The organism is Mesorhizobium sp. B2-8-5 (assembly GCF_006440675.2).
GTDB lineage: Bacteria > Pseudomonadota > Alphaproteobacteria > Rhizobiales > Rhizobiaceae > Mesorhizobium.
Map to the genome: position 1 here is coordinate 2,778,011 of NZ_CP083951.1, position 24,496 is coordinate 2,802,506.

The following is a 24,496-nucleotide window of genomic DNA, read 5'->3' on the forward strand; positions in this document are numbered from 1 at the left end:
ATGCAGTCGACGTCACCGATCTTGCTGGTAACTCAAGGCCATAGCATACGACCCGTACGTGACAGCCGTCAGGTCGCTGCTTTTTCCTTGCGCCGCTTCTGTTCAAGCTGCGTGATGTCGGTGGCGAGCATCTCGACGTGCTCATAATTGCCCACCCTCAGCGGCTCTGTCAGCATGCCCGCGGCGACGACATAGACAAGGTCGGCTGCTTCATAGACTTCCAATACTTCCGTGCAGAAGATGATGACCGTATTGCCTGCATCGGCATAGTCGCGCAGCAGCCTGTAGATCTCGGCCTTGCTGTGAATATCGACGCCGCGGGTCGGCTCTTCCAGAAGCAACAGTTTCGGGGCACAGTGCAGCGCCTGGGCGATCGCGACTTTCTGCTGGTTGCCGCCGGACAGGGAACGGATGCCTTGCGTCGTCGTGCGGGTCTTGACCAGGAAACGACGCACTGCGTCCCTCGCCATGTCGCGCATCTTGCGCTTCTTCAGCGTGAGGCCGAACCCGGCGATTTCCGGATAGCCCAGCCGCACGAGCAAGTTCTCGCCGACGGAAAAATTGCTGTACAGGCTAAGCTGACGCGTCGCCGGCACATAGGCGGTGCGATGCCGCAAGGCCGAGGCTGATGCCTCGCCCTCGATCTGCATCGTCCCCGTGCATCGCTCCAGCCCTGCAAACGAGCGGATCAGTTCGCGCGAGCCGGATCCTTCGACGCCCATCAGCGCGATGATCTCGCCGGCCCTGCCTTGCATCGATATGGCTCGGAATGCCTTGGGATGGGTCCAGTCGCGGACCGAAAAAAGCGTTTCGACCGTCGGGGAGCCGCTCGGACGGCGGGCGGCAACGGCGTCGACAATGGCTGCGTCCGTCACCAACTGCCGCGCGATCGCGTCTTCCGTAAGCGCGTCGCCAGAAAGTATCGCCCTAACCTTGCCGTCACGCACGATCGCCACCCGGGTGCAATGCTCGACGAGATCGCCCAGACGGTGCGTGACGAGAAGCACGATCCTTCCGGTGCCGGCTAGCGCGCGCATCTCTCCAAAAAGCTGGTCCGACTCGTCTGCCGTCAAGGCGGAATTCGGCTCGTCGAAAAGGAAAACACGTGAATCGCGCGCTACCGCGCGGGCGATCTCGGTGCGTTGCTGGGTGGCCAGGGAACAATCGGCCAGCTGTCGGTCCTTCAGCCGACCGATGCCGAGCGCATCCATCACCTTGGCGTCGGCCGAACCGAGGCGCGGACGCGCGGAATTGGTGCCCTCGCGGCCAACCATGACGTTCTCCGCCACGGTCAGGTTGGGAAAGAGCTGCGGTTCCTGGTGCACGACGGCGACGGCATGCCAGTCAACCGAAGGGGACCATGGCCGGCCATCGAAGGTCAGCTTGCCTGCATCAGGCTTCTCCTCGCCGGCGATGATGCGCACCAACGTGCTCTTTCCCGCGCCGTTCGGCCCGGCGATGCCAAGCACCTCGCCGGGCAAGATATCGAGGTCGATGCCGTCGAGCGCGATCGTGCTGCCGTAGCGCTTGGTAATCCCGCGGATGCTGATGCCTTCTGCGTTCATGCTGCGCGGCTCTTGCGCAACTTGGTCAGGAAAAGGTCGAGCGCGACCGCGCCGATCGTCACCGCGCCGAGGAATATCTGTTGCACATGCGGACCGGGAGAGAGCAGGGCGAGCCCGATCTGAAGCTCCGCCAGCAACAACGCGCCGCCCAGGGTGCCGATGATCGTGCCCTTGCCGCCGCTGAGGCTCGCCCCGCCGATGATGACGGCCGCGAAAACCGGAAATGTCTGCGACAGGCCGATATCGGGCTGGCTGGTCTGGATGAAGGAGAAGTCGAGGACGCCCGCGATAGCCGCAAGGATCGAGCACAGAATGAAGGCGAGGATCTTGTAGCGCCTGACCGGCAGGCGGGCGAGTTTACCCGCCTCGGGATTGCCGCCGATCGCCATCAGCCGGAAGCCGAACAGCGAGCGGTGCAAAAGGAAGCCAACGACAATTGCGATGCCGAGCATCCAGAAGATTTCCACCGACAGGCTGTATTTGCCGACGTTTTGGGTGAGCCCGATGAAGAAGTTCAGTTCGCCCTGGTCGACATTGCCTCCCGGCGGCGGATAATTCGGGTTGAATGTGCCGGTGTTGCTGATCCAGAGCGACAGCCCGTAGAGCAGGTTGTAGCTGCCCAATGTGACGATGAAGGACGGGATTTTCAAACCCGTCACCATGAACCCGTTGAACAGTCCGACCAGGATGCCGACGCCGATTGCGATCGGGATTGCCAGGTAGACCGAAACACCCCACAGGATCCACACGACCGCCAGCGTGTTTGCCGCCAGCCCATACATCGCGCCGAACGACAGGTCGATTTCGCCGACGACGATGACAAGGGTCAGTCCCATCGCCATGATGGCGACGGAACTCATGGCTCTCAGCACCGAGACGGCGAGATTGGGATTGGCGAAGTTCGGATTGATAAAGACGAAGACGAGCGCGACCACGATAACGGCGGCAAACAGGCCGCCAATACGCAACGCCGCATCGATGGTCGCCTTTCCCGCAGCGGAAAACCCTTGGCGCCGCTCGGCTGGCTGCGTGGTTTCGCCTGAATGCATCCGTACCTCAAAGATTTTGTTGCCGCAGCGGCTGCGAAATGACCGTGAGCCAGAATCGGACGGGCCGCAAGACGCAGACCCGTCCTGTCGGTGCGGTCGCTATTTTTGCGACATCGTGGTGTCGAGTTCCTTGCGCGCCTGCTCGACGCCGTCCTTCATCACCGCCTTGAGCGTCTGCGTGTTGGGCAGGATGACGCCATTCTTCAGGAATTGCGCGCAGGCCGGCGCCCCGAAAGCGGCCTGATCGGGCCAGCGCTGGTCGAGTTGGGCGACCTGGATGCCTTTCTCGATCGCGTCGAGCTGCCCTTTGGACGAATTCCAGCCAATCGTGAAGACCTTTCCTGTCAGGCCAAGGCTCTCGATCGCTCGGTCGGCATGTTCGGCGCCGATGTCGACGTTCTCAATGAACTGAACGTCCGGATTGGCTGTCAGAAACGAGCGGAAGACATCGAATGTCTTGCCCGGCTCATAGCTGGTGTTGAGACCATTGGATGCCGACGTCACGAATTTGGCGTCGGGGATCGCGGCTTTGATGCCGTCCTCAAAACCTTTCATGCGGCCCTGCGCCCAGAATTGCGTCGGGTCGCCGCCGGAAACCGCGAAGACCTTGATGTCGGACTTGTTGTTGTCCTTGATCCACTTCAGCACGGTTTCGGCTGCGGTATGGCCTTCCTTGTCCGGAATCTGAGTGAAGTTGGTGAACTCATGCCCGCGCGACGTAACGCCGGCTGTAAAGACCGGAATGCCCTGATCCATCAGCTTGTTGGTGATGGCCGTCATCGCGTCCGAACTGACGGGCTCGATGCCGATGCAGTCGATCTCGCCAGTTGCAAGCTTGGCCTCGATCTGGCTGACCTGCTGGTTCGGGTCATTTTGCACCGGCGCGATCGCCGAACACTCCATCGGATAGATGTCCTTGCCCATCTTGCAGCCCATGTCGAAGCCCGCTTTGTACTGCGGCGAGAACAACGGAATGCCCGAGGCCTGGTAGGAGAAGACGTAATTGATCGACTCGCCTTTCTTGATCTTCTCGGCGATGCGGTCGGCGAGCTTGAAAGTGCCCCAATCCCGCTTCACTTCGAACGGGGCTCCTTCGACCTTTTCGCCTGTTGACGGGATCTGGCTTTCGCTGGCGTTCTGTGCGAACGCGGTCGCTGCGACTGCCAGAGTGGCGCAGCTTGCCGCTGCAAGCAACATATGACGATATGAAATACCCACTTCTTCCTCCCTGTTCTTGATCTCTTGGCGACGAGGCTGCTTTCGCGTCGCTATACCAACCCCAAGACCTTCTCGCTGCGGTAGCCCTCCACAACGTCTTCAATGACTTCGATGCCGAGCCCGGGACCCGTCGGCGGATAGACCCAGCCATCGACGTGTTCAAAGGGTTTGGTGACGAGATCGTGCTGCATCGGATTGCGCAGCGGTTTGAACTCGAACAGCTTGCACGATGGCGAGTTGAACGAAATGGCGAGGCTGGCCGCCGTCACGATGGCCGATGACCAGGCATGGGCATTGGCCTGGCGGCGGTAGAACTCGCAGCGCTCGGTCACCTTCTTGAAGCCGGTGATGCCTTCGGCCCGGCCGGGATCGACGCCGATCACATCCACCGTTCCGGTCGCGATGACCCGCTCGAACTGTTCCAGCGTCCATTCGCGTTCGCCATAAGCGATACGGGTTGTCGTCTTGGAGCGAAGGTTGGCATAGCCCTCGGGATCCCAGGCGCCGAGCGGTTCCTCGATCCAGGCGAGATTGTATTCCTCCATCGCCTTGGCGCGGCGCACCGCATCGGTGACATCCCATTTGATGTTGATGCCGTTGTCGATCATCAGCATCTTGTCGCCAAGCACCTCGCGCATCGCCTTGACGTATGCCACGTCGCGCTTGTGGTCATAGCCGAGATTGGCGTTGCCGCGCTTGCCGAAGCCCGTCTTCAGCCCCTGCAGTCCAGTCGATACCCATTCGGCCGTCTCTTCGGCCATCTCTTCGATGGATTCGTAATGCGCATGGCAAGAGGCGATCGCCGGCAGCCGCTCGTGGACGCAGCCCCCCAGCAGGTCGAGGACGCTGCGGCCCAGCGCCTTGCCCTTCAGATCCCACAATGCGATGTCGATCGCGGCCGTGGCGTAGGAGGCGATGCCGCCATGATAGCCGTACCACCAGGCCTGCTGCTTGTTCTGCCGCCACAACGCCTCGGTCTGCACCGGATCCTTGCCGATCAGGTTGGGCGCCATGCCTTCGATGATCGCCTTGGCGGCGAAATTCGCTTCGGGGAATTGGGTAATCGATTCACCCCAGCCGACCTGACCGTCATCGGCGGTAATCTTCGCGAGGCACAAATGCCGCAGCGCGTTGAAGTCGTTGGGTTCCGGGTAGCTGACCGGAATGGCTTCGATCCTGGCGATCTTCATGGTGGGCCGGTCCTTATCCGATCGCGCCGCGGAACAGCGGCATGCCTTCGACGCCGAGGCTTACTTCTATGAGGTTTCCGGTCATCGCGGCGCCGCTCGTATCGAACGGCCCCATGTCGCAGCAGAACAGCTTGCCGCCCTTGCCAAAGCAACAATTGAGGATGGTGCCGCCGGTTTCCAGGAACTCGACGTGCCTGCCGTCCCTGGAGAAATGGTCGACGCCACCGGCCGCGACGGCGGTGATCCAGAAATCGCCTTTCTCATCGATCTTCAACCCATCAGGAATGTGTCCCTCCGGCATTTTGCACAACAGCGACTTGCTGCCGTCGGGTTTGCGGCGAATGACGTTCAACGTGTAAGATTCGACCCAGACGATCGAACCGTCCTTCTCGACAACGATGCCGTTCGGATAGACGTGATCGAGCTCCTCGAGGATCCTGGCGACGCCGTTCTTTTCGATGACCACGATCCGGCCCGGATGCGGCTTGTCGGCCTGGTTCCAATCGCCTGAATCGGTGAAGTAAAGCCTGCCGTCCGGACCGAAGCTCAGGTCGTTCGGGCCGTCGAACTTCTTGCCGTCGGCTTCCGTCACGAGAATTTCGACTTTCCCGTTGGGCAAGGTCTTCTGGATGGACGGCGGTCTGTGCACCGGCGCGACCCACGAACCGACATTCGGGGTCTGCGTCGAATAGACTGCGCCGTCGCTGCCCAGCATGCAGGCGTTCGGGCCGCCGCCGACAAAGGCATATTGCCCTTGCTTGCCGGTCTTCGGGTCCCAGACTCCGATCTCGCTGGCGTAGGTGTTGGCGTAGATGACGCGCCCGTCGTCAAGTTCGTAGGGACCTTCGGGATGCCCGAGCCCCTTGGCCCGGATGACCTGCGGTTTCTTCACGATTCTCCTCCCTTCACCAGGTGACCATTCCGCCGGTGAAATTCACCGCCTGGCCGGTCATGTATGACGCCGCATCCGACAACAGGAACCAAATGAGGCCTGCGCACTCGTCAGCCGTCGCCGCGCGGCCCAGCGGCACGGCGCGGGTGCGAGCGCTCTCCAGTTCCGCGATCTCGGCTTGGCGCAGCTTCGACACGCCTGCCAGCACGTGATCTTGCATCGGCGTGTCGACAATGCCCGGGCAGATTGCATTGACCCTTACAGGTCGCGATGCCAGCGCATAGGCAAAGGAGCGGGTAATGGAGGTAATAGTCGTCTTGGAAGCCGCATAGGCGGCGACCTCGACGGTTGCAGCCAGTTTCGCGGAACTCGAAGACAGGTTGACGATCGCGCCGCCCGGTTTAAGGCGCGGGCCGATCTGCTGGCAGAGGAAAAAAATCGACTCGGCGTTGACGGTCTGAATCCGCCGCCAGTCTTCAAGGCTAACGTCGAAGATCGACTTGATCAAAATAATGCCGTGCGAGTTCACCATGTAGTCGAAACCATCGGCAGCCTCGGCAAGACGGGCGCGGGCATCGGCATCAGACAGGTCGATCGTCAATGTTTTGCATCCGGCGGATTTGACATCGGCGAGCTTTTCTTCGTCGATATCGACAGCAATGACGTCAATGCCTTGTCGCATAAGCCGCAATGCGGCAGCCTTGCCGATGCCGCTGCCGGCTCCGGTCACGACGCCGCGACGATTTCGCGCTGGCGAACCCATTCAGACGTCCTACCTCCCAGCGGCCAACCCGCGGCAGCTTCAAACCACGTCAGGAAGAAGGTGCCGTGCGATATCCCTCGAACTATATTGAAACGTTATCAAGACATGCAAGCAATTTCTGTCCGGCTCTCAAACGCGGGCTCGACGGATCACGTTCGCTTGAGCATATCCCTTTCGGCGATTTCGCCTTGAGCCGACGAAAATAGCCGCAAAATGCAGTATTCAGTCGCGGCTTGGCCAATATTCTGAGACTTTGACACGCATGCCGGTCGAGAGCGGCGCGCCCCCTTTTCTTCCAAATCGTGCTGCAGGGGACGCTTGCAAAGAGGCTAAGTGGTGACTATGAATTGAAACGATATTTTCCCAAAGAGGCCCGATCGCCGTGGAGAATTGAGGATCATGTCATCGGCCAGAATCGCGGTCATCGAAGGAGACGGCATCGGCAAGGAAGTCGTACCCGAGGGACGTAAGGTCCTTGAAGCAGCGGCGCGTGTTTTCGGGCTGGATTTGCGTTTCGAGGCGTTCGACTGGGGTTGCGACCATCACGCCCGCTTCGGGCGGATGATGCCGGAAGCCGGCCTCGACAAGATCGCCGGGCATGATGCGATCTTCCTCGGCGCCATCGGTTGGCCAACCGTGTCCGACGTGGAATCGCTGTGGACGTTGCTGATGCCGATCCGACGCAACTTCCAGCAGTATGTCAATCTGCGGCCCGTGCGGCTGTTCGGCGGCGTGCCGTCGCCGCTGGCAACGCCCGGCGTGATCGACTTCTACATCGTGCGGGAAAACAATGAGGGCGAATACTCCGAGATCGGCGGCCGGATGTTTCCCGGCATGGATCAGGAGATGGTCATCCAAAACACGGTGCTGACCCGCTTCGGCTGCGATCGCGTGATGCGCTTTGCCTTCGAGCTCGCCATGAAGCGCAAACGCAGGCTGACCTCCGCAACCAAATCCAACGGCATCATTCACACAATGCCATTTTGGGACGAGAGATTCCGTGCTGTCGCCAAGGATTACCCCGCGGTCGCGACCGAGCAGTTTCACATCGACATTCTGGCCGCGCATTTCGTCGGACGCCCGTCGCGCTTCGACGTGGTGGTGGCAAGCAATCTGTTCGGCGATATCCTGTCGGATCTCGGCCCGGCGGTGACCGGAACGATCGGCATTGCACCTTCCGGCAACCTCAATCCGGAGCGCAGGTTTCCATCCATGTTCGAGCCCGTGCACGGTTCAGCGCCTGACATCGCCGGCAGGAACATCGCCAATCCGATTGGCCAGATCTGGTCGGGCGCGATGATGCTGGACCACCTAGGGGCGACCGAAGCCGCTGCTGCCATCGTCTCGGCGATCGAGCGGGTGCTTCTGTCAGGCGAGAACCTGACGCGCGACATGGGTGGCACGGCCTCGACCAGCGCGCTCGGCCAGGCCATAGCCGATGCCGTTTCAGCTCACCCCGCGGAGACGCGTCGCCATGGCTGAACTGCCCTTCGTCGATACGCATTTCCATCTGCACGACATGAAACACCGGCAGCTTCGCTATGGCTGGCTGGAACCCGACGCGGTTCATGGCTTTCTGGCTGACACCGATCCACTGAAATCGCAGCATTATCTCGTCAAGGACTACATCGCCGAAATCCGCTTTTCCAACGTGCCCAAGGCCGTGCACGTTCAAGCCGCGGTCAATACGCCCGATCCGGTGGTCGAAACTGCCTGGCTGCAGGCTTTTGCCGACCAGACGGGCTATCCGCACGGCATCATCGCGGAATGCCATTTCGCCCGACCCGACGCGGCGAGCGTGCTCGACCAGCATCTGAAGTATCCGAATGTGCGCGGCATTCGCAATTTTGGCGACGGGCGCTACCTTGTCGATGCCGCCTGGCGGCGCGGCTTCGCCGAGCTTGGCTCCCGCAATCTGGTTTCCTGCATCGACACGCGGGTCGAACTGGCCGACGACATTCTGGACCTCGCCCGGGCCTTTCCGGACACGCAGATCTGTATCGACCATTGCGCGATTCCGATGGGCCGCGATCAGGCGAGCTTCCGGCGTTGGCGCGGCGCAATGAACGTGATGGCGAAGTCATCCAATGTCACCATGAAGATCTCAGGGCTGGGCATGGGCGATCCGCAGTGGACGGTCGAAACCATCCGCCCTTACGTGCTGGGCAGCATCGAGGCGTTCGGCGCGGACAGGGTGGTCTTTGGCACGAACTGGCCGGTCGACCGCATGTTCAGCTCATATCCGGATGTCATAAACGCCTATGCCGAGATCATTTCCGGCTTTCCGAAAATCGAGCAAGCAGCGATGTTTTCCGGTAATGCAGAGCGGCTGTTCAGGATTTGATGGCACGATGAGCGAAACCGCCCATACAATAGAAGCGGTGCACCACATCGGCATGACGGTGGCCAGCCTTGAAACCGCGCTCCGCTTCTGGGAGGCATTTCTGGGCAAGCCCGCGCGCTGGACCACCGTGCTCGACAGGCCTTATCTCAGCCGCGTCGTCGGTTATCCGAACGTCGCCATCAACGCGGCGTTCATCGACCTGCCTGGCGGTGGTGTGATCGAATTGCTCGATTATCAGGTTGCCGGCCGGACGGCGAATGCGGACGCGACCGCCAACCCCGGCAACGTGCATCTTTGCCTGAAAGTCACCGATGCGCGCTCCACCTGGCAGCGCGCTGTCGATTGCGGCGCGAAGCCGATCTCGCCGGATGGTCCGGTGGCGATCGACGGCGGCCCCAACATCGGCGCTGAGGCGGCTTATCTGCGCATTCACGACGGCATTACGCTGGAACTTTTCCAGGCACCGAGGAAGGATCGATCCGCATGATCAAGCGCATCAGTTTCCTGCGCCGCAAGGAAGGCATGAGCCAGGAAGATTTCTTCGCTCACTGGACAGGGCCGCATGCCGATATCGTGCGCCAGATGCCGGGCCTGCGCGGGCTTCGCTTCGGCCGCGTGCAAAGCTGGACGCCGGCGGAGGATGCCTGGGACGGCGTCGGCGAGATTTGGTTCGACAGCGTCGAGGACGCGCTGAAAGCCTTCGCCACCGAACCATTCAAGAGCCTCCTCGTCGAAGATCGGAAGAAATTCACCCGCGAAATACAGGCATGTTTCGTCACCGAGCAGACGGCGGTGCAACCACCGGCAATTGGCTGAAGGACGGCTCCATGGCTTTCAACATCGGTTCCGGGCTTGAAGGCAAAAGCGTCGTTGTCACCGGCGGCAGCGGCGGCATAGGCCGCGAGGTCTGCCTGGCCTTCGCTGCCGCCGGATCACGTGTCGCGGTCGTCGATCTCGATCAGGGCAAGGTCGATGCGGTCGCTGCCGAAATGGAAGCCGGTCCGCATCTTCCGATCGCATGTGACCTGAAGCCGATCGAACATTACAAGACGCTGATAGAAAAGGTCGTGACCGTGTTCGGCGGCATCGACGTCCTGGTCTGCACGGCTGCGGTCCTGATCCGCCGGCCCAGCGTTTTCGACGTGAGCGAGGCGGACTGGGACCTCCAGCATGACGTCAACCTGAAAGCATCCTTCTTCCTGAATCAGGCGGTGGCGCGGGTCATGAAGGACCAGGGAAGGGGCGGCCGCATTATCAATTTCACCTCGCAAGGCTGGCAGAGTGGCGGTTTCGGCGGCTCCGTGGCGTATGCCGCCACCAAAGGCGGCGTCGTGTCGATGACGCGCGGACTGGCGCGGTCGCTCGCCAAGGACAAGATAACCGTAAATGCGGTATCCCCGGGCGCGGCCGACACGGCCATGATGCGCTCCGGAATGGATCAGGCGGCGCTCGACGCGCAAGTCGCCCAGATACCGCTCGGCTACATGGCCGCGCCGTCGGATCTGGCAGGCACGGTGCTGTTCCTGGCCTCAGACCATGCCGGCTACATTACCGGCGCTACCATCAACGTCAGCGGCGGCTGGCTGATGTACTGACCGGCGACCGCAAGAAGGCCAGGTCCAGATCAGAGGAGGATGAACCGTGTCAGGATCGCTTTCGGGAAAAGTCGCGGTCGTCACGGGCGCGGGGCGCGGCATCGGCGATGCCATCGCGGGCCGACTGATTGCCGACGGCGCAAAAGTCTTTGCGCTGGACAAAATGCTTCCAGACGAGCCGCGCAGGGGCGTCACTTACGTCGAGACGGATGTGACCGATCCGGCCAGTGTGAGCGCTGCGTTCAAGGCCGTCGACGACAAAGCGGGTCAAGTCGACATCCTCGTCAGCAACGCCGGCATCCAGCGTGTCGGCCTGGTCGGCAAGATATCGTTCGCCGACTTCTCTTCGGTGATCGCCACCCACTTGCACGGCCTCTTCCTGTGCGCCTCGGAAGTCGTACCGCGCATGGTCGAGCGCGGCGCCGGCGGGGCGATCGTCAGCATCGCATCCACCGCCGCTTTCGTCGGCCTGCCGGGGCGGGGGCCTTACTGCGCCGCCAAGGCAGGCATTCTCGGACTGACGCGCGCGCTGTCGCTTGAAGTCGCGACCGCGGGCATAAGGGTCAATGCGGTGGCCCCCGGCTTCACGCGCACCAAGTTCATAGAGCAGGGTTTGAAAGATGGCTCCTTGCAGGAAGACTGGATGGTGGCCCGTGTACCGATGAAGCGGTTGGCGCGGACCGAGGAGATCGCCGAGGCCGTCCGATTTCTTGCTGGCGACGAGTCGTCCTACATGACGGGCCAAACGGTCGTGGTTGACGGTGGCTGGATCGTACAAGGTATTCCCGAGGCGCCGACCTGGCTGCAAACGCCAGCCTCATGATGCCGGCAAAGCTAAATCTTGCGGAATATTGCATCGGCCGCGCGGCTGCGACGAGTCCGGGCAAGACCGCGCTTCTTGTCGTGAGCGACGCCGACAGGCCGCAGGATGCCGAGCGTTGGACCTATGCGGCGCTCGATCTTGCCGTGCGCCGGGTGGCGGCAGGTCTTCTGGCGGAAGGTCTTTCGCCCCGCGATCGTATCGTGCTGCGGTTGCCGAACACGAGCGACTATGCCCTGCTGTTTCTTGGCGCGATGGCGGCCGGCCTGGTGCCGGTTCCCATCTCGGCGCAACTCACCGGCAGCGAAACGGCGTTCCTTGTCGGAGATTCCGGCGCTGCGGCGATAGTCGAGACATCGTCGCTGGCCTCCGTAACCGCTCCTTCCGCATGCAAGGTTCTGGATGACGCGGCCTTGATACGACTGAAAAATACAGCGGAGCCGGCTGGCTTTGCCGATACCGACGCCGAAGCACCGGCCTACATGATCTATACGTCGGGAACGTCCAGTCGGCCCAAAGGCGTCGTCCACGCGCACCGCACGGTTCTCGGACGAAAACCAATGCACATCGACTGGCAAGGCCTTTCGGCATCTGATGTCGTGCTGCATGCCGGCGCCTTCAACTGGAGCTATACGCTCGGTGTCGGACTCCTCGACCCTTGGGCATGCGGCGCCACCGCGGTGCTCTACAACGGGCCAAACGACATCGCGGTCTGGCCGAAGCTTATCGATGCCGTGGGTGCAACGCTGTTTGCGGCGGTGCCTTCGCTGTATCGCCAGATGCTGAAATATTGCAGCTTGCAGCCAGGATGTCTGCCGATGCTTCGCCACGCGCTTGCCGCCGGCGAAGCGCTCAGCCCGGCGATCCTCCACGGCTGGCACGCCGCCACAGGCAAGCAACTGTATGAGGCTTTCGGGATGAGCGAATGCTCGACCTTCGTGTCCAATCATCCGGGCATGCCTGTCAGGCCGGGCAGTCCCGGCAAGCCGCAAGCCGGACGGCCGATCGCGGTGTTGCCGCTGGACGGCGGCGTGGAGCCCCTTGCTGCCGGCGAGACGGGTTTGCTTGCCATTCACCGCAGCGATCCCGGTCTGATGCTCGGCTATTGGCAGCGGCCCGAAGAGCAGCAGGCTGTGTTTCGCGGTGATTGGTTTGTCGGCGGCGATCTCGCTGCGTTCGATGGCGACGGCTATCTCTGGCATCGCGGGCGTGCCGACGACATCATGAATGCAGGGGGCTATCGCGTGTCGCCGCTGGAGGTCGAGGCCGCGCTGACCGGATGCGCGGGGGTTGCCGAGATTGCGGCGGCTGAGCATCATGTGCGGAGCGACGTTACCGTGATTGCCGTCTTTGTCGTGCGTGACCGAGACAGCAGAACCACAGCCGATGACATCATGGCGATCGCCGAGCGGCGCCTTGCCGCCTATAAACGGCCGAAGCAGGTGTTCTTCGTCCCGAGCTTGCCTCGCAATGCCAATGGGAAGCTCTTGAGGCGCCAGCTTTCATTGGTGGTGGCTGGCGGTTGATCTTCCTGGCTTAAGCCAAACATCAGCTTTCGGCTTTGGAGCTGGTGGCTGCAAAGCGGTCGAGCACCGCCTTCGTATCCGCGTCGAATGGACGTCCTGCATGGCGCACGCGGCCGGGCGTCTTCGAAAATCCTGCGACGACGTTTTGCATTGCGACGCCGTCAACCTGCGTGATCATGTTGCGGGCGCGATAATGCTCGTCGGCAAAAATATCCTTCATGTCGAGCACCTTGGCGATGGCTGCGTCGACACGGCGGAACTCGCGGATCACTTCTTGCGAGTGTCGCGACTCCACCCAGTCGGCGACGTAGACCTCGAGCGCTTCGCGATTGCGGCTGCGGCCCTGGAATGTCGAGAAGCGGTCGTCGCTGCCCAGACCAACCAGCGCCAGCACCCGTTTGGCGATCGAATCCGCCGAACTGGAAATCGCCACCCAGACGCCATCGGCGCATCGGTAAGTGCCGCGCGGCACCGTGTAGGGAATACCCGAGCCAAGCCGTGGCTGCAGATAGCCCATATGCGCATAAGCCGAGGGCAGCGGACCCATGATCTGGAACATCGAAGTCAGAAGGTTGACGTCGATCGTTTGTCCCTCACCGGTGCGCTCGGCGTGGCGGAGCGCGGCCAGCGTGGCGAAGGCGCCGACCAGGGCCGTCACCTCGTCGGTCAGCGCCACCGGCGGCAGCAGCGGCTGGCCGCCTGCCTCACCCAGCAGATTGGAAAATCCGCTCATCGCCTCGGCGATCGTCGCAAAGCCCGGGTGCAAGGCATAAGGCCCGTCCTGGCCGAAGCCGGTCACGCGCAGCACCACCATCTTCGGATTGCGCCGCTGCAATTCGTCCGGGCCGAAACCGAGCGCTTCGAGCTTGCCCGGGCGCATGTTCTCTATCAGCACGTCGGCGCCTTCGAGCAGCGACCAAAGATTGCGCTGCCCGCTCTCGGTTTTGAGATCGAGCGAGACGACCTGCTTGTTGCGGTTCACCAGCTTCCAGAAATACGAATCGGTCTCGTCCGGGCCGGTCCAGCCCATGCGACGGGTCGGATCGCCGTTGGGACCTTCGACCTTGATCACTTCGGCGCCGTAGTCGGCCAGGTATCGCCCGGCACCCGGTCCGGCGACGACGGTGGCGAGTTCCACGACGCGTATGCCATCAAGAGGCCCGGGCGTCTCGCGCGCCAATTCGGGATCAGCCTTGTCCGTCATGCGATCGCTCTCCGCCGCCGACACTTCCATGCAAATGCGTTTTGACCCATGCGTTGCGCATCAGGTTTCGGCCGCCGCCGAAGCCGTCCGAGCGCGACCAGCCGGCCGGCCGGCGCGCATCGGCAAAAGCACGGCGCGGATGAATGTGCAGACCTTTGCCCGGTCCTGGTTGAAGCCATCGGTGCGAACGGTGAGAATGCCTTCGCCGGGGCGGGAGGCGGATGGCCGCGTCTCAAGTATCTCGGTCTGGCCGTAGAGCGTGTCGCCATGGAACAGCGGCTTGATATGGCGAAGTTCGCTGACGCCGAGATTGGCGATGGCGCGGCCGGAAATGTCGGGCACGCTCATCCCCAGCAGCAGCGAATAGATGTAGGTGCCGACAACGATGTTGCGGCCCTCGGCCATCTCCGTCTCCGCGAAGCGCCGGTCGATATGCAGTGGGCTGGCGGCCATCGTCAAAAGGCAGAACAGATGGTTGTCCGCCTCCGTGATGGTCTTGCCCGGCCAATGTTCGAAAACATCGCCGGTCCGGTAGTCGTCGAGATACCCACCGAACCTTCCGTCGCGCGCAGAGTGAACTTTCGCCATTTCAGCCCTCGAGCACCAAAGTCGGCGCGCCGGTCCGGACGTCGTCGCCGACCTTGATCAGGATTTCCGCAACGGTGCCGGCGAACGGGGACGGGATTTCTACCTGGGTCTTGTCGGTCTCCACCACGAACAGGGTCTGGCCTTCGTTGACCTTGGCACCGACCTGGACCTGAATTTCGTTGATCACCACCTCGTCGACCGCGTCGCCGACTTTGGGCATCTTGAGCGTGGAACGCATTATCTGATCTCCATCAAAACATTGCCAAAAGGAGGATTTTCGCCGATCGAAACTTTGCCCTGGAAACGGAAGACGGCGTGCAAACCGCGACCGCCGGCCGTAATTCCCAGCAAAATCGGAATGGCTTTCCTCCCTATCACAACGCCTTGCCCGTGCTGCTATCGAAAAGGTGGACCCGCTCGCCGTCGACGACGAGTTCGAGGCTGGTTTCGCGTGCCGGCACGCGGCTGGCTCCGACGCGCAGCACGAGAAGCCGGGCGTCGATACGGACCAACTCCGCCGGATCGACAACCGCGCCGCGGGCGTAGTCGTCGGCTGTCCGGATGATGACCGAGGTGCTTGCGGGCGATACCGCGATGAACGATTCCGGCTCCAGTTGTTCGACCAATTCGACCTTGGCCGGAATGCCGGCACCGCTGCCGGCAGGCTGCCAGGACAAATGCTCGGGCCTGATGCCAAGTATGACGGTGCCGCCGGCCGCGAGCCCAGGTTCTTTCACCTTTGGTCGCACGCTGACCTGCCGATCGCCGATAGATACAACGAGAGCATCGGCTCGCGTCTCGATGACCTTTGCTTCGAGGAAGTTCATGGCAGGGCTGCCGATGAAGCCGGCGACGAATATGTTGGCCGGTGCGTGGTACAGCGCGTGCGGCGTATCGTATTGTTGCAGCGTTCCGCGCGAGAATACGGCGACGCGGCTGCCGAGCGTCATCGCCTCGACCTGGTCGTGGGTAACGTGGATCGTCGTGACGCCAAGCCTTGTGTGCAGACGCGACAGCTCGGCCCGCAATTGCACGCGCAGCTTGGCGTCGAGGTTGGAGAGCGGCTCGTCAAGCAGGAACGCTTCCGGATTGCGGACGATGGCGCGGCCCATGGCGACGCGCTGACGCTGGCCGCCTGAGAGCTCGCGCGGCTTGCGGTCGAGCAACTCCGACAGGTCGAGGATGCGGGCGGCTTCGGCAACCCGTTTGTCGATCTCCGACTTCGGCGTCTTGCGCAGTTCCAGCGCGAAAGCGATATTCTCGCGCACGGTCATCTGGGGGTAAAGCGCATAGTTCTGGAAAACCATCGCGATGTCGCGGTCGCGTGGCGACACGTCGTTCATGGTCTTGCCATTGATGCTGATCTCTCCCGACGTGACCGATTCAAGCCCGGCGATCATTCTCAGCAATGTGGATTTTCCGCAGCCGGAAGGTCCGACGAAGACAACAAATTCGCCGTCGCGTATTTCCAGGTTGACATCCTTCAGGGCCTGCACCGGGCCGTAGAGCTTACCAACCTTGCGAAGACCGATCGACCCCATCCAGAAACTCTTCGTCGCCTCAAAATTGGTGCCGCGATCCCGGTTGGGACCGCGCGCCGATGATGCCGAACCGGTACCTGAAACAAAGGCCGAAAAATACCCTTGGACCCGTGAACGGAAGTCGAGACTAGGCAATCGCGAAAACCATGTCAATCGTTTGACTAATGGCAATCAATCGGTTGACCGAGCAAAAATGCGTCGTTATGGTGGCGGCAAATTCCCGGCTCGGCCGGGCCCTTGGGAGGGGATGGAATGCCTAGTCATTCTACTGTTGTCGACGTCAGCGTAGCCACCATTCAGGCTCAGCTGCCGGCGCCGGTGATTTTCGGCGACTGGGTCATGAAGATGCGTGAATTCGCCACGGTGCGAATACGCACGTCGTCGGGGCACGAGGGGTGGGCGTTCACGCTGACGCGCGACGGCGCCGTCGCCGAGCAGATCCGCAAGAGCATCGCCCCGGTCTATGCCGGCACCGACATCGCCGACCGCGAAGCGACCTTCCGGACCGCGAAGGGACGCACCTACGGTTCGCATAGCGCCGGCGTTGGCCTGCGGGCGCTTTCGATCGTCGACCTCGCCGCCTGGGACGCGGCCGCGAAGATCGCCGACAAGTCGATCGCCGAGTTCCTCGGCGGCAAGGTGAAGCCGATGCCTGCAACCTGCATCATCGGCTATCCGCCCGCGATCATGCCGCCGGACAAGACCGGCGCGCAGGCGGCTGACTTCTACGCCAAAGGATGGCGGCGCTTCAAAGCCCCGATGGCGGCTACCTGGGAGCTGTCGGCCGCGCGGCTGCGCGCGATACGCAAGGCGGCGCCCGATGCCTGGCTCGGCACCGATCTTGTCTGGATGTTCAAGACCGTCGACGAGGCAGCCGCCTACGCCGACAGCATCGCCGACATCGACATGGGCTGCATCGAAGACATTTTCCCGCCCGGCAATGCCGGCATGCTCGCGGCGCTCCGCAAGCGCGTTCCCATGCCGATCTGGCAGGGCGATGAACAGGGTGGCTCCTACTACCCGGAAGCCCTGATCATGGCTGGGTCCGTCGATCGCGTCCGCGTCGACCTGACCTGCATGGGGGGTATCACCGGCGGCCGCGCCGTCATCGACGAGTGCCTCGCGGCGGGCGTCGATTTCGGCCCGCACATGTTCCCGCATACCCACAGTCAGGTGTTCAGCGCCTGGGGCTTCGACGACAAGCCGATCGAATGGGGCGTGCCGTGGACAGGGGTGCACCCCTATGACGATGCCCTCGCGCAGCCGCAGATCATGGCAGGCGGACTGATGAAGCCGCTGCCGCAGGGGCCGGGATTCGGTAAGATGATCGACAAGGCGTGGTGCCTGAGCCAGCCGCACCAGGATCCAGACAACATCCTGCAGTAGGAACGCACCGGTACAGGCGAGAGCTGTCATGGCGGACGATGAGATCACAGTACCCGCGAACTATACGGCAGGTCTTTTCGACATTTCCGGCCGCGTCGCCGTCGTCACCGGCGCAGGCAGCGGGCTGGGCGCGGCGATCGCGATCGGTTATGCGCAACTCGGCGTCACTGTCGTGCTCGCCGATATCAACGCCGCGGGAATGGCGGCGACGCTGGCGACGATCACCGAGCAGGGCGGCAAAGCCGTCGCTGCCGAACTCGACGTCACCAAGCGGGATCGCTGCTTCGACCTCGCCAGGAAAGTCAAAGCCGACCATGGCAGCGTCGATATTCTGGTGAACAGCGCCGGCTCCGCCTTCCGCAGTCCGGCCGAGGAGTTTCCGGAGGACAAGTTCAACTTCATCCTCGATCTCAACCTCAAGGGCACCTATTTCTGCTGCCAGGCTTTCGGCAATGTGATGCTGGCGCAGGGCAGGGGCAGCATTATCAATCTCGCCTCGATCGGCTCGTTCAACGCTTATCCCTGGGCCAGCGCCTATCTGGCCTCCAAGGGCGGCGTGCTGCAGATGACCAAGGCACTGGCGCTGGAGTGGCGAGACCGCGGCGTGCGCGTCAACGGCATCGGTCCGACGCTGATGGAATCGCCGCTCACCAAGGCCGCGGCTTCCCGCTCGTCGATCACGGCGGATTTCATCAAGGCGCGCATGCTGCGGCCCCGGCTCGGGCTGCCGCGCGAGTTGATCGGAACGGCCGTGTTTCTGGCGAGCGATGCGTCCGAACTCGTCACCGGACACATCGTCATGTGCGACGACGGATATCTAACGGCATGAACACCGAACGCATGGGCCGACCACCGGCCGGAGGCTGACTTGGCAAGGATCACCAAAGCCCATCATACCGGATTCACCGTGCGCTCGCTCGAACGCTCGATCGCCTTCTATCGCGACATATTGGGCTTCGAGCTGGCCTTCCAATGGAACCCGCAGGCCGAATACATCGGTGAGCTTGTCGGCTATCCGAGCGTGGATCTGCACGGCGCCATTCTTCGGCTGCCGGGCACGGATGTATGCCTCGAGCTGCTCGAATACCGCAATATCGAACAGGTCCGGGTCGACATGCGCAACGGCAACATCGGCAATGGCCACATTGCGTTCAACGTCGACGACCTGATGAGCCTCTACGAGGAGCTGGTTGCCAAAGGCGTGAAATCGGTCTCCGCCCCGGTCACGCCGACGATCGGTCCGAACAAGGGCGGCAAGGCGGTTTATCTCATCGATCCAGACGGTTTCCGCGTCGAACTGATCCAATCGGCGCAAGCCTTCGGGAGCTATAAGCCGGAGTGATCTGGACCAAATAAAAACGTTTCCAAATTTCGTTGCCTGCGCTAGCTTCGCAAGCCTGCATCAACCATCCGACCTGCGTATTGGGAGAATTTCGCCTTGGCTAAGATATGGGTTCGGCAAGCGGTCCTCAGGGCCCTCGATGATGCGATGACGGAAGATCCGACCGTCATCATGATGGGGGAAGACATTGCGGCCGCGGGCGGCCCGTTCAAGGTGACGGAGGGTCTGCTCGCCGTGCACGGTCCGCAGCGTGTCATCGACACGCCGATCTCGGAAATGGCCTTCATGGGCGCCGCCGTCGGTGCCGCTGTCTGCGGGCTCAAGCCGATCGTCGAGATGATGTTCATCGAATTCATCGGCGTGGCTCTCGACCAATTGACGACGCAGGCGGCGACGATGCGCTATCTTTCGCGCGGCAAACTGACGACGCCGCTGGTGGTGCGCGCTTCGGCCGGCGCCGGGCAGGGTTTTGGCTGCCAGCATTCGCAGATGCTCGACCACTGGTTCCGCGGTACCCCGGGCCTCAAGGTGTGCGTCACCAGCAACGCCCGCACGACCTACGGCTTGCTGCGCTCGGCGATCGAGGATCCGGATCCGGTGGTCGTGCTCGAACCACGCATTCTCTACGCTGAACGCGAGGAATACGAATTCGACAGCAGCTACCGCATCTCGCTCGGCAGGGCCGAGATCGTCAAGGCGGGCAAGGATGCGACGCTGCTCGCCTGCGGGGCGATGGTGCGGGTGGCCAAGGAAGCCGCCGAAAACAGCAGCGCCGACATCGAGGTGATCGATATGCTGACGCTGTGGCCGTGGGACCGCGATACGATCATGGAATCGGTTTCAAGAACCGGTCGTCTGGTGACGCTCGAAGAGGCCACCGCCGGAAACGGCTGGGGCGCCGAAGTGGTGTCTTCCGTCGCTGTCGAGGCCTTCGGTTCGCTGAAGGCGCCGCCGCACCGCATCACCTTGCCCGATGCGCCGGTGCCCTACAGCGGCAAGCTGGAAGCGCGCTTTCTGCCCAGCGCGGCCTACGTCGCCGAGCAGGTGTCCGCCCTGGTGTCGACCAACAAAACGCCAATGCCCTGGTGGAGGAACGCAGCATGACGCTCTCCAATTCCAACTCGCCGCTGGCGCGCCGGGAAGCCCTCGACGACAGGCTGGAGCAGCTTCGCCGGATGATCGAGATCCGCTTCGTCGAGGAACGCATTCAGAAGCTGTTCGCGGAAGGCCACGTGCGTGGCAGCACGCATCTGGCGAGCGGCCAGGAAGGCGTGTCGGTCGGCATCGCACGCTCGATCGACCCCGACGACATCGTCACCTGCACTTATCGCGGCCACGGCCATGCGTTGGCATTGGGCCTAACGCCGGCGGGCGTCATCGGCGAGATCTGCGGTCGTGTCATCGGCTGTGCCGGCGGGGTTGGCGGATCGATGCACCTTGTCGAGCCGGCGATCGGACTGCTGCCCACGGCGGCCATCATCGGCGCCGGCCTGCCGATCGCCTGCGGCGCCGCGCTGGCGGCGCGCGCGCGCGGCACGGACCGCGTCGCGGTCGCCATCTTCGGCGACGGCTCGGCCAATATCGGGGCCTTCCATGAATCGCTGAATTTCGCCGCGATCCAGAAGCTGCCCGTGGTCTTCGTCTGCGAAAACAATCTGTACGGCGAATATACGCGCATCCAGCTGTCGACGCCGGTCGAGGACATCGCGATACGCGCCGCCAGCTACAACATGCCAGGGGTCATCGTCGACGGGCAGGACGCCGACAAGGTAGCGGAAGCGATGGCGACGGCAGTTGCGCGTGCACGCCGCGGGGAAGGACCTTCGCTGGTCGAGATGAAGACATACCGCTATTCCGGCCATTCCCGCTCGGACCCGGCGACCTACCGGCCGGCCGGCGAACTCGACGCATGGCTGAAGCGCGACCCGATCGACATCTTCGCCGAACGCCTGACCGCCGAGACGCTGTTGGCGGCGGGCGGCCTCGATTCGCTCAAGACCGAAGTGCGCGAGGCTGTCGAAACGGCAACGGCGGAGGTGCTGGATTCGCCGGCGCCGGAACTCGGTGAGATCATGGCGCATGTCGGCGCTTACTCTGCAGGCGGCGATCAGCGCCATTTGTTTTGGTCGAATTGATCTGGCCGTTTTGGTGACGCAGGTCGCTGCAAAGCAGCCTGCGTCGGGAGGAATTTCTGACCGCACGCCGCCGGAGACGATATCCGGCGGCGATTTTATCGACTGCTGGCGCCCCTTGTCGGCGCAGGCCGGAGCAAAATGGGCACGCGTTCCGACATAGGCTTCGACGGCCCGTTTTTCGACGATCTCGCGATCGGCGACCGCTTCGACAGCGCGCCGACGATGCGGCTGACGGAAGGTCTGGCCGCCGTCCACCACGCAATCGTCGGCGGACGCCTGCGGTTGGCCTTCGATGCCAGGCTGTCCGAGGCCGTGACGGGGCAGGCATCGCCGTTTGCCGCGCCGGCTTTCGTGTGGGATATCGCCATAGGGCAATCGACGCTTGTCACCCAACGCGCCGTCGCGAACCTGTTCTATCGTGGTTTGGTGTTCCGCCGCGCACCGGCGATCGGCGACAGCCTGACGACGTCCACGACCGTCATCGGCTTGCGTCCGGCATCCGCAAAACCTGGTCGCCCACCGCGCGGACTTGTTGCCATGCGCATCGCGACGGTCGATCAGAAGGGGCGCCCGATCCTCGATTTCTGCCGTTGCGCCATGCTGCCCGCGCGCTCGGCCGATGCTGTGGCGGCGCAAGGCCAGACGGAGCTGCCGAAATCCGATTTCACCCAGACGCAACTGCTGGAAGCGGTATCGGACTGGAATCTTGACGCTTTTCGCGATGCCACGCACGGTCCGCATTTTGATGACCTCGAAGCGGGTTCCGTGCACGATCTTGCAGGAGGCGACGTCGTCAGCAGCGCTCCGGAACTGGCCAGGCTGACCATGAATCTGGCGGTCATCCATCACGACCGTATCGCGGCAGGCGGACAGCGCCTGGTCTATGGCGGCCACACGATCGGCATCGCCGCCGCACAAATCACGCGCGTCTTCCCCGGCCTGGTGACCATCCTTGCCTGGCATGACTGCGACCATCTCGGCCCGGTGCATGAGGGCGAGACGCTGCATTCGCAGGTCATCGTCGAACGCTGCCAGCCGCTGCCTGGCGGCGGCGGACTGGCGCATCTTCGCTGCAAGGTCCGGTCGACCGACGGTGCCAGTGAGACGTCGGACGTGCTCGACTGGCGGTTGGTAGGGCTGTTTGCATGACGCGAGCCATCCTGAGCGGCATGTCCGTGGTCGAAGGCTCGGCCTTCGTCGCGGCGCCGCTTGGAGGAATGACGCTGGCGCAGCTTGGCGCCGATGTCATCCGCTATGACCAAATCGGTGGCGGACTGGACTATCGCCGATGGCCGGTGACGGATAGCGGACAAAGCCTGTTCTGGGCCGGCATGAACAAGGGCAAGCGCTCGATCCAGATCGACCTGCGTTCCGAGGAAGGGCAGGAGATCGTCGCCGCGCTGATAACCAGGCCCGGCACTGATCAAGGCCTCTATCTTACCAATTTCGCGGCGCGCGGAGCATTGTCCTACGAGGCATTGAAGGCACGGCGGGCCGATCTCATCATGGTCGCCTTGAGCGGCAACGCCGACGGGTCGAGCGAGGTGGACTATACCGTCAATGTCGCCACGGGGTTCCCCGACATCACAGGTTTGCCTGGGTCTTGCGGCCCCACCAATAGCGTGCTGCCGGCCTGGGATATCGCGATGGGCGAACTCGCCGCCGTTGGTCTGCTTGCCGCCGACAGACACCGCAGCCGCACAGGCGAGGGTTCGCTGGTAAAGCTCGCCTTGTCCGACGTCGCTTTTGCCACCGTCGGACATCTGGGGCGTATCGGGCAGGCCGAACGCGGCGGCAGCGCGGCGAAGGACGGCAATTTCCTGTTTGGCGCGTTCGGGCGCGACTTTGCCACAAACGATGGTCGGAGGGTTATGGTCGTTGCGTTGACGGAACGGCAGTGGAAGTCGCTGGTCCAGGCCACAGGTATCGATGCCAAGGCGCTGGCCGCGGCGACCGGCGCCGATCTTGACAGCGAGGGAGGGCGCTACGCTGCCCGCCATGCCATCGCGGACGCGATAGCGCCGTGGTTCGCGGCGCGTCGTTTCGACGAGGCGACGAAGGACCTGTCAGCCGCGGGGGTCTCCTGGGGGCCATATCAGAGTTTCCAGCAACTCGTCGCCGAAGACCCACGCTGCTCGCCGGCCAATCCGCTGTTCTCACCAGTCGATACGCCAGGCATCGGGACGGTGCTGACGCCCGCGTCGCCGCTCTACTTTTCGGTGGCGGATCGGCTGCCGGCCATGCGTGCGCCGCTGCTCGGGGAACATACCGACGAGATCCTGGCGGGTCTGGGCATCAGTGATGGCGAGATCGGCCGCCTGCACGACCGCGGCGTCGTCGCAGGAGCCGAGCGCCGCCTTTAGGACTTTATCTTTATCTTTGGCGGCGGCCCAACGGATTCGCGCATCACCAGTTGCGGCGCAATGTCGATCACGACGTCCTGCGGCTCGCGGCCATGGATCATGGCGTCAAGTTCGACCACGGCGCGGGCGCCCATCTCGCTCAGCGGCGTGACGATGGCGGTCAGCGGCGGCGCGGTGAAGATGGCGTCTTCGCCGTCCAGAGAGACAACCGAAAGGTCACGCGGCACCTGGATGCCGCGTACGCGCGCCGCTGCCAGCGCGCCGATGCCGACCAGCATGTTGAAGGCGAAGATGCCGGTCGGCGGCGCCGCCTCGCTCATGATGTGGTGCAGGGCGTCGTAGCCGCCGCGCCGCGACACCGGCGCATTGGCGACGATCGCAGGCCCGAGGCCGGCAGCCTTGCAGGTTTCGATGAAGCCAATATGGCGGCGTCGCGAGGTATCGAGTTCCGGCATCGAACCGATGAAGCCGAGCCTCGTGTGTCCAGCCTCTATGAGCGTGCGCGCCGCCAGCCGGCCCGAGGCATGGTCGTCCACGGTGACGCTTCTGCCGATCGTGGAACGCCGGTTGACGAAGACGTGCGGCACCGGATTGTTCGCGATCGCCTCGATCATTTCGCGGCTCTCAGCCGTCACCGCGATGATCAGGCCATCGATGCGCCGCTCGCTGACCAGTCTCAGATAGGCCGCCGTCGACCGCTGCTCGTCCGCAACCTCGGCGATCAGCATGACATAGCCGGCTTTTTCAGCCTGCCGCATCGCACCGCGCACGGTCTCTGCGTAGACCGGGTTGGTCAGGTCGGGCAGCAGGATGCCAAGAGCGCCGGTGCGCTGGGTGCGCAGATTGCGCGCCAGCGCATGCGGCCGGTAGTTGACGCGCCCTGCCTCGTCCAGGATAGCCTGACGGGTCTGCGCGCGCACGCTGATGCCGCCATTGTTCAGCACTTTGGACACCGTCGAAACGTCAACGCCGACT

General features: G+C 62.9%; 25 protein-coding genes. 14 read left to right on the forward strand and 11 right to left on the reverse strand.

Features of this window, described 5'->3' with window-relative positions; all coding sequences use genetic code 11:
• Positions 1–68: 68 nt before the first annotated feature.
• The 6 genes from FJ430_RS13545 to FJ430_RS13570 form a co-directional block, all read right to left on the reverse strand.
• Entirely contained in the window at positions 69–1,565 is a 1,497-nt protein-coding gene (locus FJ430_RS13545) for an ATP-binding cassette domain-containing protein (RefSeq protein ID WP_140710434.1), read from the reverse strand.
• A complete protein-coding gene (locus FJ430_RS13550) occupies positions 1,562–2,614 on the reverse strand; it encodes an ABC transporter permease (RefSeq protein ID WP_140640493.1) in 1,053 nt (350 codons plus the stop codon). Before FJ430_RS13550 ends, FJ430_RS13545 begins: the two co-directional genes overlap by 4 nt.
• Positions 2,615–2,713: 99 nt before the next feature.
• Positions 2,714–3,691, reverse strand: coding sequence for a sugar ABC transporter substrate-binding protein (locus FJ430_RS13555; RefSeq protein ID WP_181175572.1), 978 nt, complete (start codon positions 3,689–3,691; stop codon positions 2,714–2,716).
• A gap of 191 nt (positions 3,692–3,882) precedes the next feature.
• Positions 3,883–5,022: a mandelate racemase/muconate lactonizing enzyme family protein gene (locus tag FJ430_RS13560; protein WP_140640489.1), complete on the reverse strand. Its 1,140-nt coding sequence runs from the start codon at positions 5,020–5,022 to the stop codon at positions 3,883–3,885.
• Between the two features lie 13 nt (positions 5,023–5,035).
• Positions 5,036–5,914 (reverse strand): SMP-30/gluconolactonase/LRE family protein, encoded by an 879-nt coding sequence (locus FJ430_RS13565; protein ID WP_181167040.1) that lies wholly within the window; start codon positions 5,912–5,914, stop codon positions 5,036–5,038.
• A gap of 13 nt (positions 5,915–5,927) precedes the next feature.
• Positions 5,928–6,677 carry an SDR family NAD(P)-dependent oxidoreductase gene (locus FJ430_RS13570; protein ID WP_140652723.1) on the reverse strand — a complete coding sequence of 250 codons (750 nt, stop codon included), beginning with the start codon at positions 6,675–6,677 and terminating at the stop codon, positions 5,928–5,930.
• A gap of 399 nt (positions 6,678–7,076) precedes the next feature.
• Between FJ430_RS13570 and FJ430_RS13575 the strand changes: the two genes are divergently transcribed.
• The 7 genes from FJ430_RS13575 to FJ430_RS13605 are packed head-to-tail and all read left to right on the forward strand — an operon-like array spanning position 7,077 to position 12,962.
• Entirely contained in the window at positions 7,077–8,159 is a 1,083-nt protein-coding gene (locus FJ430_RS13575; RefSeq protein WP_319023009.1) for a tartrate dehydrogenase, read from the forward strand.
• On the forward strand, positions 8,152–9,021 hold the full coding sequence (locus FJ430_RS13580; RefSeq protein WP_181175573.1) for an amidohydrolase family protein: 870 nt from the start codon (positions 8,152–8,154) through the stop codon (positions 9,019–9,021). The genes FJ430_RS13575 and FJ430_RS13580 overlap by 8 nt, the downstream gene beginning before the upstream one ends.
• Positions 9,022–9,028: 7 nt before the next feature.
• A complete protein-coding gene (locus FJ430_RS13585; RefSeq protein ID WP_181175574.1) occupies positions 9,029–9,508 on the forward strand; it encodes a VOC family protein in 480 nt (159 codons plus the stop codon).
• Positions 9,505–9,837 carry an EthD domain-containing protein gene (locus tag FJ430_RS13590; protein ID WP_140640479.1) on the forward strand — a complete coding sequence of 111 codons (333 nt, stop codon included), beginning with the start codon at positions 9,505–9,507 and terminating at the stop codon, positions 9,835–9,837. Before FJ430_RS13585 ends, FJ430_RS13590 begins: the two co-directional genes overlap by 4 nt.
• Before the next feature lie 11 nt (positions 9,838–9,848).
• Positions 9,849–10,616 (forward strand): SDR family NAD(P)-dependent oxidoreductase, encoded by a 768-nt coding sequence (locus FJ430_RS13595; RefSeq protein ID WP_181175575.1) that lies wholly within the window; start codon positions 9,849–9,851, stop codon positions 10,614–10,616.
• 46 nt (positions 10,617–10,662) lie between these two features.
• The gene (locus FJ430_RS13600; RefSeq protein ID WP_140710444.1) at positions 10,663–11,439 is read left to right on the forward strand and encodes an SDR family NAD(P)-dependent oxidoreductase; all 777 of its coding nucleotides are present in this window, start codon (positions 10,663–10,665) and stop codon (positions 11,437–11,439) included.
• Entirely contained in the window at positions 11,436–12,962 is a 1,527-nt protein-coding gene (locus FJ430_RS13605) for an acyl-CoA synthetase (protein WP_140710446.1), read from the forward strand. The genes FJ430_RS13600 and FJ430_RS13605 overlap by 4 nt, the downstream gene beginning before the upstream one ends.
• A 22-nt stretch (positions 12,963–12,984) precedes the next feature.
• On the opposite strand, the gene FJ430_RS13610 is transcribed toward FJ430_RS13605, so the two are convergent.
• From FJ430_RS13610 to FJ430_RS13625, 4 genes are all read right to left on the reverse strand, one after another.
• The gene (locus FJ430_RS13610) at positions 12,985–14,166 is read right to left on the reverse strand and encodes a CaiB/BaiF CoA transferase family protein (RefSeq protein WP_140710448.1); all 1,182 of its coding nucleotides are present in this window, start codon (positions 14,164–14,166) and stop codon (positions 12,985–12,987) included.
• Between the two features lie 60 nt (positions 14,167–14,226).
• Positions 14,227–14,754 (reverse strand): MaoC family dehydratase, encoded by a 528-nt coding sequence (locus FJ430_RS13615; protein ID WP_140710450.1) that lies wholly within the window; start codon positions 14,752–14,754, stop codon positions 14,227–14,229.
• A gap of 1 nt (position 14,755) precedes the next feature.
• The gene (locus tag FJ430_RS13620) at positions 14,756–14,992 is read right to left on the reverse strand and encodes a biotin/lipoyl-containing protein (RefSeq protein ID WP_140640466.1); all 237 of its coding nucleotides are present in this window, start codon (positions 14,990–14,992) and stop codon (positions 14,756–14,758) included.
• 136 nt (positions 14,993–15,128) lie between these two features.
• Entirely contained in the window at positions 15,129–16,295 is a 1,167-nt protein-coding gene (locus FJ430_RS13625; protein WP_140710452.1) for an ABC transporter ATP-binding protein, read from the reverse strand.
• Between the two features lie 252 nt (positions 16,296–16,547).
• Here FJ430_RS13625 and FJ430_RS13630 point away from each other — a divergent pair, with 252 nt between their 5' ends.
• From FJ430_RS13630 to FJ430_RS13660, 7 genes are all read left to right on the forward strand, one after another.
• A complete protein-coding gene (locus tag FJ430_RS13630) occupies positions 16,548–17,681 on the forward strand; it encodes an enolase C-terminal domain-like protein (RefSeq protein WP_140710454.1) in 1,134 nt (377 codons plus the stop codon).
• A gap of 28 nt (positions 17,682–17,709) precedes the next feature.
• Positions 17,710–18,510 carry an SDR family NAD(P)-dependent oxidoreductase gene (locus FJ430_RS13635; protein WP_140640460.1) on the forward strand — a complete coding sequence of 267 codons (801 nt, stop codon included), beginning with the start codon at positions 17,710–17,712 and terminating at the stop codon, positions 18,508–18,510.
• A gap of 39 nt (positions 18,511–18,549) precedes the next feature.
• Positions 18,550–19,023 carry a VOC family protein gene (locus tag FJ430_RS13640; RefSeq protein WP_140652742.1) on the forward strand — a complete coding sequence of 158 codons (474 nt, stop codon included), beginning with the start codon at positions 18,550–18,552 and terminating at the stop codon, positions 19,021–19,023.
• Positions 19,024–19,170: 147 nt separating this feature from the next.
• The gene (locus FJ430_RS13645; RefSeq protein WP_413467848.1) at positions 19,171–20,127 is read left to right on the forward strand and encodes an alpha-ketoacid dehydrogenase subunit beta; all 957 of its coding nucleotides are present in this window, start codon (positions 19,171–19,173) and stop codon (positions 20,125–20,127) included.
• Positions 20,124–21,158, forward strand: coding sequence for a thiamine pyrophosphate-dependent dehydrogenase E1 component subunit alpha (locus tag FJ430_RS13650; RefSeq protein WP_140640454.1), 1,035 nt, complete (start codon positions 20,124–20,126; stop codon positions 21,156–21,158). Before FJ430_RS13645 ends, FJ430_RS13650 begins: the two co-directional genes overlap by 4 nt.
• A 138-nt stretch (positions 21,159–21,296) precedes the next feature.
• A complete protein-coding gene (locus FJ430_RS13655) occupies positions 21,297–22,307 on the forward strand; it encodes a MaoC family dehydratase (RefSeq protein WP_140710458.1) in 1,011 nt (336 codons plus the stop codon).
• Positions 22,304–23,521 carry a CoA transferase gene (locus FJ430_RS13660; RefSeq protein WP_140710460.1) on the forward strand — a complete coding sequence of 406 codons (1,218 nt, stop codon included), beginning with the start codon at positions 22,304–22,306 and terminating at the stop codon, positions 23,519–23,521. Before FJ430_RS13655 ends, FJ430_RS13660 begins: the two co-directional genes overlap by 4 nt.
• On the opposite strand, the gene FJ430_RS13665 is transcribed toward FJ430_RS13660, so the two are convergent.
• Positions 23,518–24,474 carry a LacI family DNA-binding transcriptional regulator gene (locus FJ430_RS13665; protein ID WP_413467849.1) on the reverse strand — a complete coding sequence of 319 codons (957 nt, stop codon included), beginning with the start codon at positions 24,472–24,474 and terminating at the stop codon, positions 23,518–23,520. The two genes, FJ430_RS13660 and FJ430_RS13665, sit on opposite strands and share 4 nt — an antisense overlap.
• Between the last annotated feature and the right edge of the window lie 22 nt (positions 24,475–24,496).